This window comes from Kribbella pratensis, from assembly GCF_004365355.1.
In the GTDB taxonomy this organism is placed as follows: domain Bacteria; phylum Actinomycetota; class Actinomycetes; order Propionibacteriales; family Kribbellaceae; genus Kribbella.
In genome coordinates this window covers 760,744-775,997 of the sequence record NZ_SODP01000003.1, presented here as the reverse complement: position 1 = coordinate 775,997, position 15,254 = coordinate 760,744, and the positions used below count along the sequence as shown (strand labels likewise).

General features: G+C 67.7%; 16 protein-coding genes. 7 read left to right on the top strand and 9 right to left on the bottom strand.

The features are described from left to right. Nucleotides 1-58: 58 nt before the first annotated feature. Entirely contained in the window at nt 59-1,552 is a 1,494-nt protein-coding gene (locus EV653_RS31580) for an MFS transporter (protein ID WP_238160557.1), read from the bottom strand. Nucleotides 1,553-1,640: 88 nt separating this feature from the next. On the opposite strand from EV653_RS31580, the gene EV653_RS31575 reads away from it, so the two are divergent. Continuing rightward, nucleotides 1,641-2,084, top strand: coding sequence for a MarR family winged helix-turn-helix transcriptional regulator (locus EV653_RS31575; RefSeq protein ID WP_134108247.1), 444 nt, complete (start codon nt 1,641-1,643; stop codon nt 2,082-2,084). Continuing rightward, complete coding sequence (locus EV653_RS31570; RefSeq protein WP_134108246.1) at nt 2,077-3,096, top strand: alpha/beta fold hydrolase; 1,020 nt, start codon at nt 2,077-2,079, stop codon at nt 3,094-3,096. Before EV653_RS31575 ends, EV653_RS31570 begins: the two co-directional genes overlap by 8 nt. Here the strand turns inward: EV653_RS31570 and ilvA are convergent. Next, nucleotides 3,081-4,283 (bottom strand): threonine ammonia-lyase, encoded by a 1,203-nt coding sequence (gene ilvA / locus EV653_RS31565; RefSeq protein ID WP_134108244.1) that lies wholly within the window; start codon nt 4,281-4,283, stop codon nt 3,081-3,083. The two genes, EV653_RS31570 and ilvA, sit on opposite strands and share 16 nt — an antisense overlap. 43 nt (nt 4,284-4,326) lie before the next feature. On the opposite strand from ilvA, the gene EV653_RS31560 reads away from it, so the two are divergent. After that, nucleotides 4,327-5,478, top strand: a complete 1,152-nt coding sequence (locus EV653_RS31560) for an aminoglycoside phosphotransferase family protein (protein ID WP_166679634.1) — start codon at nt 4,327-4,329, stop codon at nt 5,476-5,478. A 17-nt stretch (nt 5,479-5,495) separates the two neighbouring features. On the opposite strand, the gene EV653_RS31555 is transcribed toward EV653_RS31560, so the two are convergent. The 7 genes from EV653_RS31555 to EV653_RS31525 form a co-directional block, all read right to left on the bottom strand. Continuing rightward, nucleotides 5,496-6,251 (bottom strand): hypothetical protein, encoded by a 756-nt coding sequence (locus EV653_RS31555; protein ID WP_134108240.1) that lies wholly within the window; start codon nt 6,249-6,251, stop codon nt 5,496-5,498. Between the two features lie 68 nt (nt 6,252-6,319). Continuing rightward, the gene (locus tag EV653_RS31550) at nt 6,320-7,399 is read right to left on the bottom strand and encodes a hypothetical protein (RefSeq protein WP_134108239.1); all 1,080 of its coding nucleotides are present in this window, start codon (nt 7,397-7,399) and stop codon (nt 6,320-6,322) included. A 65-nt stretch (nt 7,400-7,464) separates the two neighbouring features. Next, entirely contained in the window at nt 7,465-8,268 is an 804-nt protein-coding gene (locus EV653_RS31545; protein ID WP_134108237.1) for an ABC transporter permease, read from the bottom strand. Continuing rightward, nucleotides 8,268-9,050 carry an ABC transporter permease gene (locus tag EV653_RS31540; RefSeq protein WP_134108235.1) on the bottom strand — a complete coding sequence of 261 codons (783 nt, stop codon included), beginning with the start codon at nt 9,048-9,050 and terminating at the stop codon, nt 8,268-8,270. The genes EV653_RS31545 and EV653_RS31540 overlap by 1 nt, the downstream gene beginning before the upstream one ends. Further along, nucleotides 9,050-9,997 (bottom strand): ABC transporter ATP-binding protein, encoded by a 948-nt coding sequence (locus tag EV653_RS31535; protein ID WP_134108233.1) that lies wholly within the window; start codon nt 9,995-9,997, stop codon nt 9,050-9,052. Before EV653_RS31535 ends, EV653_RS31540 begins: the two co-directional genes overlap by 1 nt. A 90-nt stretch (nt 9,998-10,087) precedes the next feature. Beyond that, complete coding sequence (locus EV653_RS31530; protein ID WP_202871917.1) at nt 10,088-10,921, bottom strand: SDR family oxidoreductase; 834 nt, start codon at nt 10,919-10,921, stop codon at nt 10,088-10,090. Further along, on the bottom strand, nt 10,918-11,607 hold the full coding sequence (locus EV653_RS31525) for a CPBP family intramembrane glutamic endopeptidase (protein ID WP_134108231.1): 690 nt from the start codon (nt 11,605-11,607) through the stop codon (nt 10,918-10,920). The genes EV653_RS31530 and EV653_RS31525 overlap by 4 nt, the downstream gene beginning before the upstream one ends. A 324-nt stretch (nt 11,608-11,931) precedes the next feature. On the opposite strand from EV653_RS31525, the gene EV653_RS31520 reads away from it, so the two are divergent. From EV653_RS31520 to EV653_RS31505, 4 genes are all read left to right on the top strand, one after another. Beyond that, the gene (locus tag EV653_RS31520; protein ID WP_134108229.1) at nt 11,932-12,531 is read left to right on the top strand and encodes a MarR family winged helix-turn-helix transcriptional regulator; all 600 of its coding nucleotides are present in this window, start codon (nt 11,932-11,934) and stop codon (nt 12,529-12,531) included. Then, the gene (locus tag EV653_RS31515; protein WP_134108227.1) at nt 12,528-14,141 is read left to right on the top strand and encodes an MDR family MFS transporter; all 1,614 of its coding nucleotides are present in this window, start codon (nt 12,528-12,530) and stop codon (nt 14,139-14,141) included. Before EV653_RS31520 ends, EV653_RS31515 begins: the two co-directional genes overlap by 4 nt. 203 nt (nt 14,142-14,344) lie before the next feature. Beyond that, entirely contained in the window at nt 14,345-14,938 is a 594-nt protein-coding gene (locus EV653_RS31510) for a hypothetical protein (RefSeq protein WP_134108224.1), read from the top strand. Next, a complete protein-coding gene (locus EV653_RS31505; RefSeq protein WP_134108222.1) occupies nt 14,935-15,249 on the top strand; it encodes a hypothetical protein in 315 nt (104 codons plus the stop codon). The genes EV653_RS31510 and EV653_RS31505 overlap by 4 nt, the downstream gene beginning before the upstream one ends. Nucleotides 15,250-15,254 lie beyond the last annotated feature (5 nt).

The window sequence follows — 15,254 nt, the reverse complement described above, 5'->3', positions numbered from 1 at the left end:
AGAGAAGTCCGCACCACTCATCTATAACCTCACAGCCCCGCGCGGGAGCTGGTTGTTGTCACGCCGCCGGCGTCATCTCCTCCGACGCCAGCTCGTCCTGTACGGCGGTCAGCTCGGCCGCTTCCTCCTCTTCGAGGGCGCGGCGAGCCTTGAGCCCGCGCAGGCCGGTCAGTGCGATCACCAGTCCGAGCGCCGCGATCCCCGTCACGACTCCCAGCCCGGACTTGTACGCCGGCAGCACCCCGGCCGCCGTGGTAACACCGACCGACTGGCCGCTGATCACTGCGGTCACGATCGCGAGAACCACCGCGCCGCCGACCTGGTTCGAGGTGTTGAACAGCCCGGACGCGAGCCCCTGCTCGTGGTCCGGAACCCCGGACACCGCCTGGATGTTCAGCGACGGGAACCCGATCGCGAACCCGAGCCCGAGCAGGATGATCGTCGGGAACACGGTCGAGAAGTACGCCGACTCCGGGCCGATCCGCAGGCTCAGCGCGTACCCGGCGACGAACAGGCCCATCGCCAGGATGATCATCTTCTCGGTGCCGACCCGGTCCACGATCTTGCCGACGTTCGGCGAGAGCGTGGCGACCAGCAGGCCGGCCGGGAGGAAGCCCAGCGCGGTCTGGAAGGACGACCAGCCGAGCAGGTTCTGGAAGTACATCGTGCCGATCAGCTGGAAGGCGACGTACGAACCGAAGACGGTCAGGATGGCCAGGTTCGCCCGCCGCAGCGACGGGTTGCGCAGGATGCCGAGCCGGACCAGCGGGTGCTTGGTGCGCAGCTCGATCACGACGAAGCTCGCCAGCAGCACGATCGCCAGCGCGAACAGCCCGAAGGTCTGCACCGATACCCATCCGGCGTGTTCGGCGCCGACAACGGCGTACACCAGGGACAGCATTCCGCCAGTGACGGTGACGGCCCCCGGTACGTCGTACCCGCCGGCGGCGTCGTCACGCGGGCTGTTCGGGATCAGCTTGAGGCCGAACAGCAGCACGATCAGGGCGACCGGGCCGGGCATCAGGAAGGTCCAGCGCCAGCCGACCTCGGTCAGCGCGCCGCCGAGGATCAGGCCCATCGAGAAGCCGCTGGCGGCGCAGGTGGTGAAGATGCTGAGGGCGCGGTTGCGATCCGGGCCCTCGTGGAAGGTCGTGGTGATGATCGAGAGCGCGGCCGGGGCGGTGAACGCCGCGGCGACACCCTTCACGAACCGCGCCGCGATGAGCAGTTCGGGGTTGCTCGCCAGCGAGCTCAGCATCGAGACGAGGGCGAACACGGCCAGCGCGATCAGGAAGACGCGACGCCGGCCGAGCAGATCGGCGGTCCGCCCGCCGAGGAGCAGCAGGCCGCCGTACCCGAGCACGTAGCCGGTCACGACCCACTGGAGAGAAGAAAGGGAGACGCCCAGGTCGGCGCCGATGGACGGCAGTGACATGCCGACCATGGACACGTCCAGGCCGTCGAGGAAGATCACGCCGCAGACCACCAAGAGTGCACCCCACAGGCGCGCGTCCCAGGTCATACGGGCTGGAGATGTGGTTTGCGTAGTCACGAGGAGAGACTATTGCATGCATGTGCATCTAATGTCTAGGCATTAAATGCGTTTGCATTGAATGCGCGTGCATGCTATGGTCACCGTCATGACCGCTACGAAGGTCAGCGTTGGGACTGGTGAGACCAACGCCGATGTGCGCGAATGGCGCGAGCTCCTGGCTCGCCACGCCGACCTGACCTGTGCCCTCGACCGGGCGCTGCAGGCGGGCCACTCGCTGGGCATGAGTGAGTATGAGGTGCTCGAGCGGCTCGCGGAGCTGCCGGAGCAGTCCGCGAAGGTGGCGACGATCGCCAAGTCCGTGCATCTGAGCCAGAGTGCCCTGTCCCGCGTGATCGGCCGCCTCGAGGTCGCCGGTCTGGTCGAGCGCCACATGTGCGCGGAGGATCGCCGCGCGATCAACGTCCGGCTGACCGACGAGGGTCTGCGGCTTCAGGGCGAGGCCCAGCCGACCCAGCGTCGTGTTCTCGCCGAGCGCTTGCACGCACCTCTCGTGAAGAGCTGCGAGCCTCTACCCTCAACGGGTGACTGAGACCTTCGACGACGCCCGCGAGGTCATCGCGGACCTGCATCGCATCGTGACACCGTCCGGTGTCCAGGAGAGCTACGAACTCACGGCCGGTGGCATCGACCACTGTGTCTACGCCCGCGGCAGGGATCGCTCGAACCCGGTCATCTTCTTCATCCACGGCGGTCCGGCGTCGCCGCTCGCCCCGGCTGCCTGGCAGTTCCAGCGCCCGGTCGAGGAATACTTCACCGTCGTCACCTATGACCAGCGCGCGGCCGGCCGCACCCTGCGCGCAGTCGACCCCAGCACGATCTCGGACACGCTCACTGTGACGCAGTACGCCGCGGACGCGATCGAGCTCGCGGAGCAGGTCAAGGACCGGTACGGCGTCGAGAAGCTCATCCTCCTCGGCCACAGCTGGGGCAGCATCGTCGCCCTGCAGGCCGCGCTGACCCGCCCCGATCTGTTCCACGCGTATGTCGGGATCGGCCAGATCATCGATGGCCGCGCCAACGAGGGCCTGTGTTTCGAGTATGCGATGCAGCAGGCCCGCGAGCACAATCACACCGAGGCGCTCGAGCAGCTGGCGTCGATCGCGCCGTACCCCGGTGACGAGCCGGTAACCCGCGAGCGGATCATCATCGCTCGGCAATGGGCGCAGTACCGCGGCGGCCTGTCGGCGTACCGCGAGGACTCGCTGTACTACTTCCAGGCCCCGCTGCTCTCGCCGGAGTACACGGTCGAGGAGAGCGAGACGATTGGCGAGGGCAACGAATTCACGCTGGGCCGCGTGCTGGACGAGATGCTCACGGTCGACTACAGCGGGGTGACCGAGTTCCCGATCCCGGTGCTGATGTTCTTCGGACGGCACGACTACACGACACCGACGAAACCCGTGGAGGCCTGGCTCGAGGCGGTCGAAGCGCCTTATAAACAAGCGGTTTGGTTCGAGCACTCGGCGCATCTCGCGCCGTGGGAGGAACCGGGCAAGTTCCTGATCAGCCTGGTCGACCACGTCCGTCAGTTGAGCGTGTAGCTGTAGCCGTTGGCAACGAGTCCGGCGAGGACACGTTCGCGATGGTCCTCGCCGCGGAGCTCGAGCTGCAGCGCGACCTCGACCTCTTCGAGGCTCAACGTCTCCGAGATCCGCTCGTGCACGATCTCGATGATGTTCGCGTCCAGCGCCGCGAGCTGGTTGAGCAACGTGGCCAGTCCGCCTGGTGTGTCCGGGATCCGCACGCGCAGCGACAGGTACCGCCCGGCCGCCGCCATACCGTGCCGAATCACTCGCATCAGCAGCAGTGGATCGATGTTGCCGCCGGACAGTACGACAACGACCGGTGGCTTGAACCGTTTCGGCTCGTCGAGTACGGCGGCAACCGCGGCGGCGCCGGCCGGTTCGACCACGAGCTTCGCACGTTCGAGGACGAGCAAGAGGGCCTTGGACAACGAATCCTCGTCGACGGTCCGCACCTCACCGACATAGCTCTGCACCGCCTCGAACGGCACCTTCCCCGGCAGCCCGACGGCAATCCCGTCCGCCATCGTCGCCATCTGCTCGAGCTGCACCGGCTCCCCCGCCAGGAGCGACGCCGGGTACGCCGCCGCGCCGGCCGCCTGTACGCCGACAACCTCGATCGGCAGCCCGTCGCGCTGCATAGCGGACGCGATCCCGGCCAGCAACCCGCCGCCACCGGTCGGTACGACGACGGTCCGCACCTGCGGGCATTGCTCGACGATCTCGAGCCCCGCGGTCGCCTGACCCGCCACGATGTCGGGATGGTCGAACGGATGGATCAGCACCGCACCCGTCTCGTCCGCGAACGCGCGGGCCGCGATCAGGCAGTCGTCGATCGACGTGCCGACGAAACGGACCTCCGCGCCGTACGCCCGCGTCGCCTTCTCCTTCGGGATCGGCGCGCCGTGCGGCATGAAGACGGTCGACTTGATGCCGAGCAACTGCGCGGCGAGCGCGACGCCCTGCGCATGGTTGCCTGCGCTCGCCGCGACCACGCCCCGGCTGCGCTCGGCCTTCGACAGGCGGGCCATCCGCACGTACGCGCCGCGCAGCTTGAACGAGCCGGTCCGCTGCAAGTTCTCGCACTTCAGGAACACGTCGCCGCCGACGAGTTCGCTCAACCACCGCGAGTACTCCAACGGCGTCGGCGCCACCACGTCGTGCAACAGATCGGCCGCCCGTGCAATGTCCCTGGCATCGATCACAAAATCACTTTACGTTTCGCAGTGGGCACATACGCTGCACCACATGAGAGTCACGGTTGTCGGCGTGTCCGAGGTGCCGCAAGAGATCGAGGTGCCGGACGGGGCCCAATTCCTCAACGTCGAGCCGACGATTCGCGCATTGCGGGACCAAGGCGTCGACACCGCCGTGCTGACGTGTCTGTCCGAGGAGCCGCTCACCTATCAGGTGCTGCCCTCTGACGGCTTCATCAGCTCGGATCTGGCGCCGTGGACAAAGCCGGAGTGGTACGACGAGGCGCTGCCATGGATCGCTGAGCATGTAGAGGCGACCGGTCCATGGACGCAGGTCCGCTCGTGGGGCCTGTCGAATGTCCTCCGCATCCCGACAACCGACGGCGACGTCTACTTCAAAGCAATCGCCCACTCCACCACGATCGAGCCGACCGGCCCGGACCCACTGCCCCTCCTGTTCGCGCACGAGCCCTTGTTCCTGCAGAAGGCCTCCGAGGACCACCCCGGCGGGGTCCCGGCGCCACTCGCCATCGACTCGCAGCGCGCTTGGATGCTGCTGCCCGACCTCGGCACACCACTGGCCGCCGAGACCGACGTCGAGGTGTGGATCGACGCCGTACGCCGTCATGCGCGCCTGCAGCGCAGCTACGTGGATCACCCCGAACGCCTGCTGGAACTGACCTGCGTCGACCGCCGCCTCGCCGTACTGGACGCCGAACTGGAGCGCGTGCTCGGCCCCACCCCGGCAACCGACCGCCTCGAACCGCACGAACGAGCCCAGCTGCCCATCCGTGCCAAACAGTTGCGTGAGGCAATCTCCGAACTGTCGTCGATCGGCCTCCCCGAAACTCTGCTCCACGGCGACCTGCACCCGGGCAACGTGGCAGTCCGGGACAGCCAGGTGCTGGCCTTCGACTGGACAGACGCGTCCTGGTCGCACCCGTTCCTGGACCTGGTGACGTTCATCGAGGAGGAGCGCTCACCGCTGTCGGCGGACCCGCGCGTACTGGACGCGTACCTCAGCGAGTGGGAGGAGTATGCGACCCCGACAGACCTACGCCACGCCTTCGACCTCGCCACACAACTGGGCGCGCTCCACCAAACCATGACCTACGCCCACCTCCTCGACCACGTAACCGGCCCGAGCAAAGTCTCGATGCTCCGAGGCGGCGTGTGGTGGCTACGCCAACTCCTCAAGCCGTAACCAGAGCCCGCTGCCGGTCAGCGGTGGAGGATGGCTAGTTGGTTGCGCATACCGCGGCGTACGGGCGGGTCCAGGTGGCGATCCCAGTCCGGGTGGCGTTCGCCGCGCAGCAGGGCGTAGTAGGCGAGGGCCTCAGCGAGCGCGGCCTCTCGCAGGTATCCGCGGGCGACCGGCTGCTTACCTCGCCCGTTCGGTCGCGGACGACGTTCGTACGCCGCGTTCGCCGTGAAGATGCCGAGCCCGTAGAAGACGGTGATGAGGTCGGTGAGCGGCTCATGGTCGGGTCGGCGCGTCAGCGTGATCCGCTCGCCGCCGAGGAGCAGTTCGTGCCCGACCTCATGCGCGTAGATCGCGATCAGCGCGACCGGATCGGCGGCCAGCGTAGGCGAGAGCTCGATCTGATTCTGGCCAACCCCTCGGCTCCAGCGACCGTGCTGTTCCTTCACCACCACGGTCGTCCCGCGGTTCGACGGACGACGCACACCGTTCAGTTCGAAGCTCAGCCCACACTGACCTGGCCGTAGGTCCATCCGGCCGTCAACCCGACCGCAAAGCTCGGTGGCCGCAGCCCGGCTCCCGTCGTACCCGTCCGGAATGACCTCGGCCGGCAGCGCGATCGGCCGAAGCAGGATGTCGCGGCCGAACTCCGCGACCAACCAGTCCATCGACGACCGGATCCAGCGGCGACTACCGCCAGGCAACCGTTCCCGCGGGGCCTTGAGCTGGGACCGCACTTGCTGGCTTCGTCGCATCATGCCGATCGGATTCCTCACTCGCCGGATCATGCCTGCCCGGCGTCACGCCAAACCTTCCGGGGTCGATCCGTCACCGTCGGTTGACATCAGGCCAATGGAGCACCCTCCTGGATCGACGCGATCTCGACGTCCTTCACCATCGCCGCGAGCCGGGCGAACGTACGCATCCGCACCGACCGGTCGAGTTCCGTCGGCATCACCGGCAGCATCGACACGGGCCACAACTCATGCCGCCGGAAGCAGTACGCAGCCAACGCCTCCGACGCCCCGCGCTCCCCCAGATAACCGAGCGTCTGCAGCGCCGAACGTCGGCCTGGCATCGGCTCGACCGCCTGGTTCGCGAGGAAGATCCCGAACCCGTGGAAGATCGCGAACAGATCGGTCACCGCCTCGGCATCCGGCCGCTGCCGGTCGATCAGGTGATATCCCCACAGCACCTCATGCCCGAGCTCATGGGCCGTCGCGGCCACCACCGTGGAGGGGTCGGCGAGTACGTCGGCCGACAGCATCACCGCAGTACCGTCGAGGGCACCGCTGCGCAGGTCGAGCCAGCACGCGCGCGATCCGCTGCCCGGCGGCTTCGACCAGAAGACCTCGGCGCGATCGCACAGCTCGGCCCGCCGGTCGAGGTCGGTCTCCTGGACGATCGCCGTACAGCGATTCAGCTCTGCCTGCAACTCCCGCTCGGCAAGCACTGCGATCTCCGGCGCGAAACCCGCGGCGGCGAGGGCATCGACCTCGGCTGTCATCATTGTTGCCCGCAGCCCCGATACCGCCGCGATGTTCGCGCGCTGCTCCGCGCGAAGCCGGCGTACGGCCGTGCTGCGGGCGGCGGCGCGGACCTCCTCCATCCGGAAGCTGAACCGGATCCGGTCGTCCGGCACCTCCATCCACGCGCAGACCTTGAGGCAGAGGTCACGGGCAGCTCGCTCGGAACCGTCGTACCCGCGGGGCACGAACTCGCTCGGCAGCACCGGCGGACGACGCAGCGGCTCGACCCCGAACCGTCCCGTCAACCAGTCCAGCGTGTCTTCGATCCATTGTTCGGGTCCCCCAGGCAGCATGACCTTCGGCCCGTACAGCAGCCTCCGATCCCGTTGCCGGCGCCGCCACGCACCGATCAGCTTCATACCGAACTGACGCGACCCGACGGTTACCCGTTCCATCGCGACCAATGCGGTTGGACGAAGCCGGCAGAACTCCCCGGCGCGACGGCGGGCCGTGGTTCCGGCTACTTGAGGAGGAGCTTGCCCAGGCGGCGTGAGGCGACGTACATGCCGAGGGTTCCCATGGCGGCCAGGTAGACGGCGTGGACGAGGAGGAACCAGCTGACGGTGCCGGTGGCGAAGGCGCGTTCGAGGACGACGCCCTGGTAGAGCGGGGTGATCTCGACCAGCCAGCGGATCGCCTCCGGGTACGTTTCGACCGGATAGAACGTGGCCGAGAACAGGAACATCGGCATGATCGCGAGCTGCACGAACTCGAAGTCCTGCCAGCTGCGCATGAACGTGGTCAGCGCCATGCCCGCACCGGCGAACGCGAACCCGATCAGCACGGCGGCCGGTAGCGCGAGCAGCGCCCACCACGACGAGACCAGACCCATGACCAGCATCACCAGGATGAACATCGCGGAGTAGATCGCCCCGCGCAGCAGCGCCCAGGTGATCTCGCCGGTCGCCACGTCCCACGGCCGCAACGGCGTCGCGAGCATCGAGTCGTAGAGCTTGGCGTACTTCATCCGGAAGAAGATGTTGTACGTCGAGTCGAAGATCGCGCCGTTCATCGCGGAGCTGGCCAGCATCGCGGGCGCGACGAACGCGGCGTACGCGATCTTCGTCCCGTCGGACAACGTGAAGTCGCCGACGAGGTGAGCGACACCGATGCCGATCGAAAGCAGGTAGAACACCGGCTCGAAGAACCCGGACAGGAACACGACCCACGACCGCCGATAGAGCAGGAAGTTCCGCTCGACGATGTGCCGGCCCCCACCGAGCCGAACCGGAACCGGGACAACCCGGGCAGCGATAGTTGCCATCAGCGGATCAACCTTCGGGTGAAGCCGCGGACGGCGAGCCAGGTGCCGACGATGAACCACGCCAGCAGGTAGACGACGTTGACGAGCGCCAGCCACGGGTTCACCGTGCCGAGGCTCAGGTTGCGGGACAGGTCGACCGCGTGCCACAGCGGACTCACGTACGCGAGCCACTCGATCCAGTCGGGCAGCTGCGAGACCGGGAAGAACGCACCGGAGAACAGGAACGCCGGAACCACGCCGAAGCGGAAGACCATCGCGAAGCCCGAGTCGTTCTCCAAGGTCGTCGCGTACGCCGCGATCGGGCCGGCGACCGCCATCCCGACGAGCAGCGCGACCGGCAGACCGAGGATCCCGAGCGGCGACTTCAACCCGCCGAACAACGCGATGATCACCAGGAACACCGCGCACGAGCTCAACACCCGGAACGCGATGAACGCCAGCTGCCCGTACACGACATCGGCCGGTCGCAGCGGCGTCGCGATCATCGAGTGGAAGAACTTCTGCCACTTCAGCCCGGACATCACCGGGTACGTCGATTCGCCGACCGCGATCTGCAGCGCCGTCGCGGCCAGCAGCCCCGGCGCGATGAACTGCAGATAGCTGACCCCGCCGAGCGCGCCCGTCCCGTTGCTGTCCACGAACGAGCCGAGCCCGATCCCCATCGCGGCCAGGTAGAGCATCGGCAGCAGGAAGCTGCTGATCATCGTGCCCTTCCAGGTCCGCTTGTAGACGGTCAGCCAGTAGTCGAACATCCGGCGACCGTTCTCGAGTGCGAGCGCCATCAGTCCACCAACGTCCGGCCGGTGAGGCGCAGGAACACGTCCTCCAGCGTGGAGCGGCGCACCAGAACCGCAGCCGGTTGCAGACCGCGCTCGTGCACTGCCGCGACCGCGCGCTCGCCGTCGTCGGTGTAGAGCAGCAGACGGTCCGGCAGTACTTCGATGCGCTGGGCAAGGTCCTCGACCTTGCCGGCCAGGGCGTCGTGGTCGGCCAGCATCACGTCCGGCCCGAACCGCAGCTCGGTCACCTCGCGCGTCGAATAGTCCCGGATCAGGTCCGACGGCGAACCCTCGGCCGCGATCAGACCGCCGTCCATCACCACGAGCCGGTCGCACAACTGCTCGGCCTCGTCCATGTAATGCGTGGTGATGATCAGCGTGACGCCGGCCTGTTTGAGCCGGAACAGCTTGTCCCACAACAGGTGCCGCGCCTGCGGGTCGAGGCCGGTCGTCGGCTCGTCGAGGAGCAGCAGGTCGGGCTTGCTGACCAGGGAGCGGGCGATCGTCAGGCGGCGCTTCATCCCGCCGGACAGCTCGTCGACCTTGACCTTCGCCTTCTCGGTCAGCGCCACGAACTCGAGCAGCTCGTCGGCCCGCTCGCGGCACTCGGCCCGGCTGAGACCGAAGTACCTGCCGTAGATCGTGAGGTTCTCCCTGACTGTCAGCTCGGTGTCGAGGGTGTCGTCCTGCGGGCAGACTCCCAGTCGCGCGCGGATCGCCGGGCCGTCGGTGGCCGGGTCGAGGCCGAGGATGCGCAGGGTGCCGCCGCTGGTGGGGGAGACCGCGCCGATCATCCGCATCGTCGACGACTTGCCCGCGCCGTTCGGCCCGAGGAACCCGAAGGCCTCGCCCCGCCACACGTCCAGGTCGATCCCGCGAACCGCTTCGAAGTCGCCGTACGACTTCCGCAGGTCGCGGACATGAACCAAGGACTCCCGCTGCTCACTCACCTGCCCGACACTAGACGGCTCGCCCGACACTTTTCTTGTTGTTTCGAGCGGCTCCATCCAGCGACGGTAGAACCTCAACAGCGCTGGAGGTCAACCGCGGCCGACGTACGGCATACCGGCGGCCATCACGGTCAGGGTCGGTACGGCGACTGTGGTCGGGAGCTTGGCGATCTGGACGACGAAGTCCGCGACGATCTTCGGGTCGAACGTCGGCTCGACCGCGACCGAACCGTCCGGCTGGAGTACGCCCTGCTCCATCCGCGCGGTCATCGCGGTCGCGGCGTTGCCGATGTCGATCTGGCAGGCGGTGATGCCGTGCGCACGGCCTTCCAGCTCGAGGCCCTTGGTCAGACCGGTGATCGCGTGCTTGCTCGCGGTGTACGCGATCCCCTGCGGCCGCGGCACATGCGCCGAGATCGACCCGTTGTTGATGATCCGCCCACCCTTGGGATCCTGTCGCAGCATCAGCTCGAACGCCGCCTGCGCACACAAGAACGACCCGGTCAGGTTCGTATCCACCACCCGCCGCCAATCCTCCTCCCGCACATCCTGTACCCCCGCTGCCGGCGACCCGGTCCCCGCGTTGTTCACCAACACATCAACCCGCTCGAGCCCCCCGAAGAACCTCCGAACAGCATCCCCATCAGCCACATCGAGCACAGCACCTTCCACCACACCCCACCCAGCGCCCCCGCCGCTCCCCCCAACCTCGACCCCTCCGGCGCTGTCCCCACCCTCGCCCCCTCCGGCGCTCCCCGGACTTCCCGCCGCCGCAGCCGCGCCAGCGGCTGCGGCGGCGGTTTCTTGGAGCTTTTCCTCAGTCCGACCAGTCACCCACACGTGATACCCGGCCGCCGCCAGCGCCAGCGCCATCTCCCGCCCCAGCCCGGATCCGCCGCCCGTCACCACGGCCACCTGCGTCATCGCGCCACCCTTCTGCCTGTTCTGACTGGCGTCCAGGATGGCAGCAACGCCGCAGCGACCACGATCATGACCACCAACTCCAGCCAGACCCCCTTACCGAGCGGCGGCACCAGCTCTTCGGTCAGGTTCCAGGCAGCGTGTACGAGGATCGCCCCCGGCACCCCGCCCCGCAGCTTCTCGCTCACGAACAACATCAGGAACGTCAGCGGGAACAGTTCCAGGAAGAACGTCACCCCCGCCGCCGTGAACAGCCCGTCATCGTGCTGCCCCGTGCCGTTCAGGAAGTACAGCGGCACATGCCACAACCCCCACGCCGCCCCGAGCACCACAGTCTTCCCCAGCGGACCGAAGTACGCCCGCAACCGAGGCTGCACGTAGCCGCGCCACCCGAACTCCTCCGAAACCGGCCCTGCCAGGAACGTGTACGCCGCCGCGCCGAGCACCCCTCCGGCTCCCGCGACGACCGAGGCAGCGTGGTCGGGCAGCTCGGGCAGCTGCCCGCAGATCACGCACGCCCCCAGTGGACCGATCGCTCCGAGTACGACGGCAACCACCGGCCAGACCGGCGACCAGCGGACCACCCGCCGGCGCTCGCGGTACCGCAGCCACATCACCAGTGCGGCCAACGACGGACCCGACGCCGCCAGCGAGAACACCAGCATGCCCGCGCCCTCATCCAGATTCACCCCGAGTACGCCGAGCACCTCCCACGGCAGCCACGTCAGAACAAGTCAGATGACCCCGAACTCCACCAGCCGCCGCTTGATCACCGACCCAGCCTCCCGGCGGCCGCAGCGCCCGAACCAGGGTGCTGGACCGACCTCCGAAGGGGATCCAGGACTACCTCGCGTCACAAAACACCCCCCTTCCGCCGTCGAAAGAGTGAAGGAACTGCGGCCTTCACTGCGGACAGTGATCATCCTGTGACGGAGAGCAAATAAGTGGCGACCCACTTGAACTTCTTGGAAACTCATTTGCGTGTATCACGCAAGCATGTATATGCTTGCAGCATGCAAGTAAACGACGCGTACTCTCCGCAGACCCCCATCGAGGGCGTCATGCACGCGTTCACCCGGATCGGACGCCGACTGAAGGCCAAGCAGCCCGGCGACACGATCGACCACAGCGCGCACATCGTGCTGTTCGCACTGCGGTGCAACGGTGCACTGCGCCTGTCCGACCTCGCCGGGCGACTCGAGCTCGACGCTTCGACCACCAGCCGGCATGTCCGGTCCCTGGAGCAGCTGGGCCTGGTCCGCCGCTCCCCCGACCCCGACGACGGCCGCGCCTTCCGGGTCGAGCTGACCGACGAGGGCATCGAGCAGTGGGAAGCCAGCGCCCGTCACCGGATGGAGCTGCTGAGTGCCGCGATGGAGGGCTGGTCCGAGGAGGACGTGCAGACCTTCGAGCGGCTGATGACCCGCTTCGCGGACGGCGTCGCCGCCCGGACCGAAGCACCTTCCAGCGCCGCCTGGGCCGAGAAGGGGTGGGCCGCCGTGGCCCCGAGACCTTCCCCCAGCGCAGAGCGCAGTACAGACCAAGACTTCGCGGCCGGCGGCGATCCCGCACACCGCGAGAACACCGACAAGAACCTGGAGAGCACCAAATGAGCACCACAGAGCCTGCCACCGCCGGCGGCGCTGCGCCTGATAGCGGTCCCAGCTACCTGTCCCACAAGCAGATCCTGGTGATTCTCGGCGGCCTGATGGCCGGGATGTTCCTGGCTGCGCTCGACCAGAGCATCGTGGGGACGGCGCTGCCGCGTATCGTCAGCGAGTTCAACAGCCTCGACAAGTTGTCCTGGGTGGTCACGGCGTACCTGCTGACCTCGACCGCCTCGACCCCCCTGTGGGGAAAGATCTCCGACCTCTACGGCCGCCGCCCGCTGTTCATCGCGGCGATCGTCACCTTCCTCGCCGGTTCCGTGCTGTCCGCGCTGTCGCAGAACATCGAGCAGCTGATCGGCTTCCGCGCCGTCCAGGGTCTGGGCGCCGGCGGTCTGATGTCACTCGCGTTCGCCACCATCGGCGACGTGATCCCGCCCCGCGAGCGCGGTAAGTACATGGGGTACTTCGGTGCCGTCTTCGGCCTGTCCTCGGTGGCCGGCCCGCTGCTCGGCGGTCTGCTCACCGACGGTCCCGGCTGGCGCTGGATCTTCTGGATCAACCTGCCGATCGGACTCGTTGCCCTGGGCATCGTCGCCGCCGTGCTGAAGCTCCCGCACGTGAAGCGTTCGCACAAGATCGACTACCTGGGCGCCGCGACGGTCGCCGCCGCGGTCACCACCTTGCTGCTCGCGATCTCCTGGAGCGGCCCGACCAACGGCTGGGGCAACGGCACCACCATCGCCCTGCTGGTCGCTTCTGTCGTACTGGCTGTCGCCTTCGTCCTGATCGAGCTGCGGGTGGCGGAGCCGATCATCCCGATGGACCTGTTCAAGGGCCGGATCTTCTCCGGGTACGCGGGGTACGCGTTCCTGCTGGGCTTCGCGATGTTCGGTGCGCTGATCTTCCTGCCGCTGTACCTGCAGGCGGTCAAGGACCTGTCGCCGACCCGCTCCGGCCTGGCGTTGCTGCCGATGATCGTCGGTATCTTCTCCGCGTCGATCCCGAGCGGTCAGATGATGAGCAAGAGCGGCCGGTACAAGCACTTCCCGATCATCTCCGCGGTCCTGGTCAGCGGCGCGATGGTGCTGCTGTCCACGCTGAGCCTGACCACGCCGTACTGGCAGCTGGCGATCTACATGTTCGTGATGGGCGCCGGTCTGGGTCTGTCGATGCAGATCACCGTCACCGCCGCGCAGAACAGCGTTCCCCGGCTGCACATGGGAAGCGCGACCTCGACGATGACCTTCTTCCGCTCGATGGGCGGCGCGATCGGTACGGCGGTCTACGGCGCCGTACTGACCAGCCGGCTGAAGGACCACCTGGGCGACATCATTCCGAACGCCACGCAGTCGATGGTCGACGGACTGGCCAAGGCGGCCAACAGCGTCCAGGCGCTGCACGCGCTGAAGGAGCCGATGAAGGGCTTCGCTCTGCACGGGCTCGTCGACGCGATGGACGACGTCTTCCTGGTCTCGCTGCCGTTCCTGGCGATCGCGCTGATCATCGCGATCATCACGCCGGAGCAGCGGCTGGCCGGCCGCAACGACGGCCCGAAGGCAGAGGGCGAGAGCCCGGAGTCGCTGGAGTCCTCGGCCGCCGCGGCGATGCACTGACACGCCACTGATCCGGCACTCAGGTTTACCGCACTGAGACCAAACTCCGGTTGACCTACCCGACAGCCGCCCTGGGAAGCTTCCCAGGGCGGCTGTTCTTGTGTTCTGCGTGAGACGAACGGCCCGCCTGACCCCGCCGGGGTCTTAGTTTCGACAGCAGAGCGTGATGCACCCCAGTCACAGGAACAGGAACAGCCTCACGGATGAAGACTCTTGACCGGCCGTTGGACGACGACGACCGCGCGATGGCGGACCTCGCCGAGGTCCGCGACTGGCGACGTCTCGGCGGACCGCAGACGGGCGCTACCGGTCCCGACCCGGTGCGCCGCTTGATCCGCAGGGTCAAGTCCGCGACCAATTGGAAGCCGTGGCCGATCACCCGCAGGACCGTGATCGACGACCAGCTGGACGGTTGGGGTTTCCTGACCCGCCGCAAGACCGAGCTCGCGGTGTACGACGACCAGGTCCTGCCGCACAGCCCGTTCAGCGGCTGGGTCGCGTTCGCGATCGAGCGCAGCGACATCGACGCGGCGATCGCCGGACTCGACGAACACTGGCCGGCGAAGTTCGACCTCGCCTGCCGGCACTGGGGACAGCCGGCGTACGTCGGAATCGACAGCAAGACCGGATTCGTCGACGACTGGTCCCCGGGCGCCGGCGCCGACCGTCGCCACCTCGCCGTGTGGACGCCGCCCGGTGCAGAGATCCACCTGTACAGCAACAAGCCGACAGCGCGCCCCTTGTCGGTATCGGTCGGAATCAACTACACGGTCTACCTCAACGAGGAGGGGACATGAGGACACCACTTCACGCGGCCCGCGAACGGCAGCGCGACGACATGTTTGCGAACGCCGGGAACCCGCCGCCCACCGGAGCCGTCGACAGTACCGTGTCGGACACCTCGCTCACCGCTCTCGCCCAAGAGCGTGCCGCGGCCCGCGGTGGGCAAGCAGCTTCGGACGCGCGTTCCGCGGACCTCGACGCCCACGTCCGGGCCGCGACCCTCCCACCCGGCACGACTCGCGCCGCCGGCGACGGCGCCCGCCCCCAGGCCGGAGGCCCGGCGTCGAACCACCGCGGCGCCGACCGGAACGGTCCGGCTCGCTAGCCCCG

Bases quoted from the DNA above. Each gene is read 5' to 3' on its own strand.
- EV653_RS31575 (WP_134108247.1), top strand. From the start codon at position 1,641: ATGACCGCTACGAAGGTCAGCGTTGGGACTGGTGAGACCAACGCCGAT.
- EV653_RS31560 (WP_166679634.1), top strand. From the start codon at position 4,327: ATGAGAGTCACGGTTGTCGGCGTGTCCGAGGTGCCGCAAGAGATCGAG.
- EV653_RS31550 (WP_134108239.1), bottom strand. From the start codon at position 7,399: ATGGAACGGGTAACCGTCGGGTCGCGTCAGTTCGGTATGAAGCTGATC.
- EV653_RS31545 (WP_134108237.1), bottom strand. From the start codon at position 8,268: ATGGCAACTATCGCTGCCCGGGTTGTCCCGGTTCCGGTTCGGCTCGGT.
- EV653_RS31540 (WP_134108235.1), bottom strand. From the start codon at position 9,050: ATGGCGCTCGCACTCGAGAACGGTCGCCGGATGTTCGACTACTGGCTG.
- EV653_RS31530 (WP_202871917.1), bottom strand. From the start codon at position 10,921: ATGACGCAGGTGGCCGTGGTGACGGGCGGCGGATCCGGGCTGGGGCGG.
- EV653_RS31520 (WP_134108229.1), top strand. From the start codon at position 11,932: ATGCAAGTAAACGACGCGTACTCTCCGCAGACCCCCATCGAGGGCGTC.
- EV653_RS31515 (WP_134108227.1), top strand. From the start codon at position 12,528: ATGAGCACCACAGAGCCTGCCACCGCCGGCGGCGCTGCGCCTGATAGC.
- EV653_RS31510 (WP_134108224.1), top strand. From the start codon at position 14,345: ATGAAGACTCTTGACCGGCCGTTGGACGACGACGACCGCGCGATGGCG.
- EV653_RS31505 (WP_134108222.1), top strand. From the start codon at position 14,935: ATGAGGACACCACTTCACGCGGCCCGCGAACGGCAGCGCGACGACATG.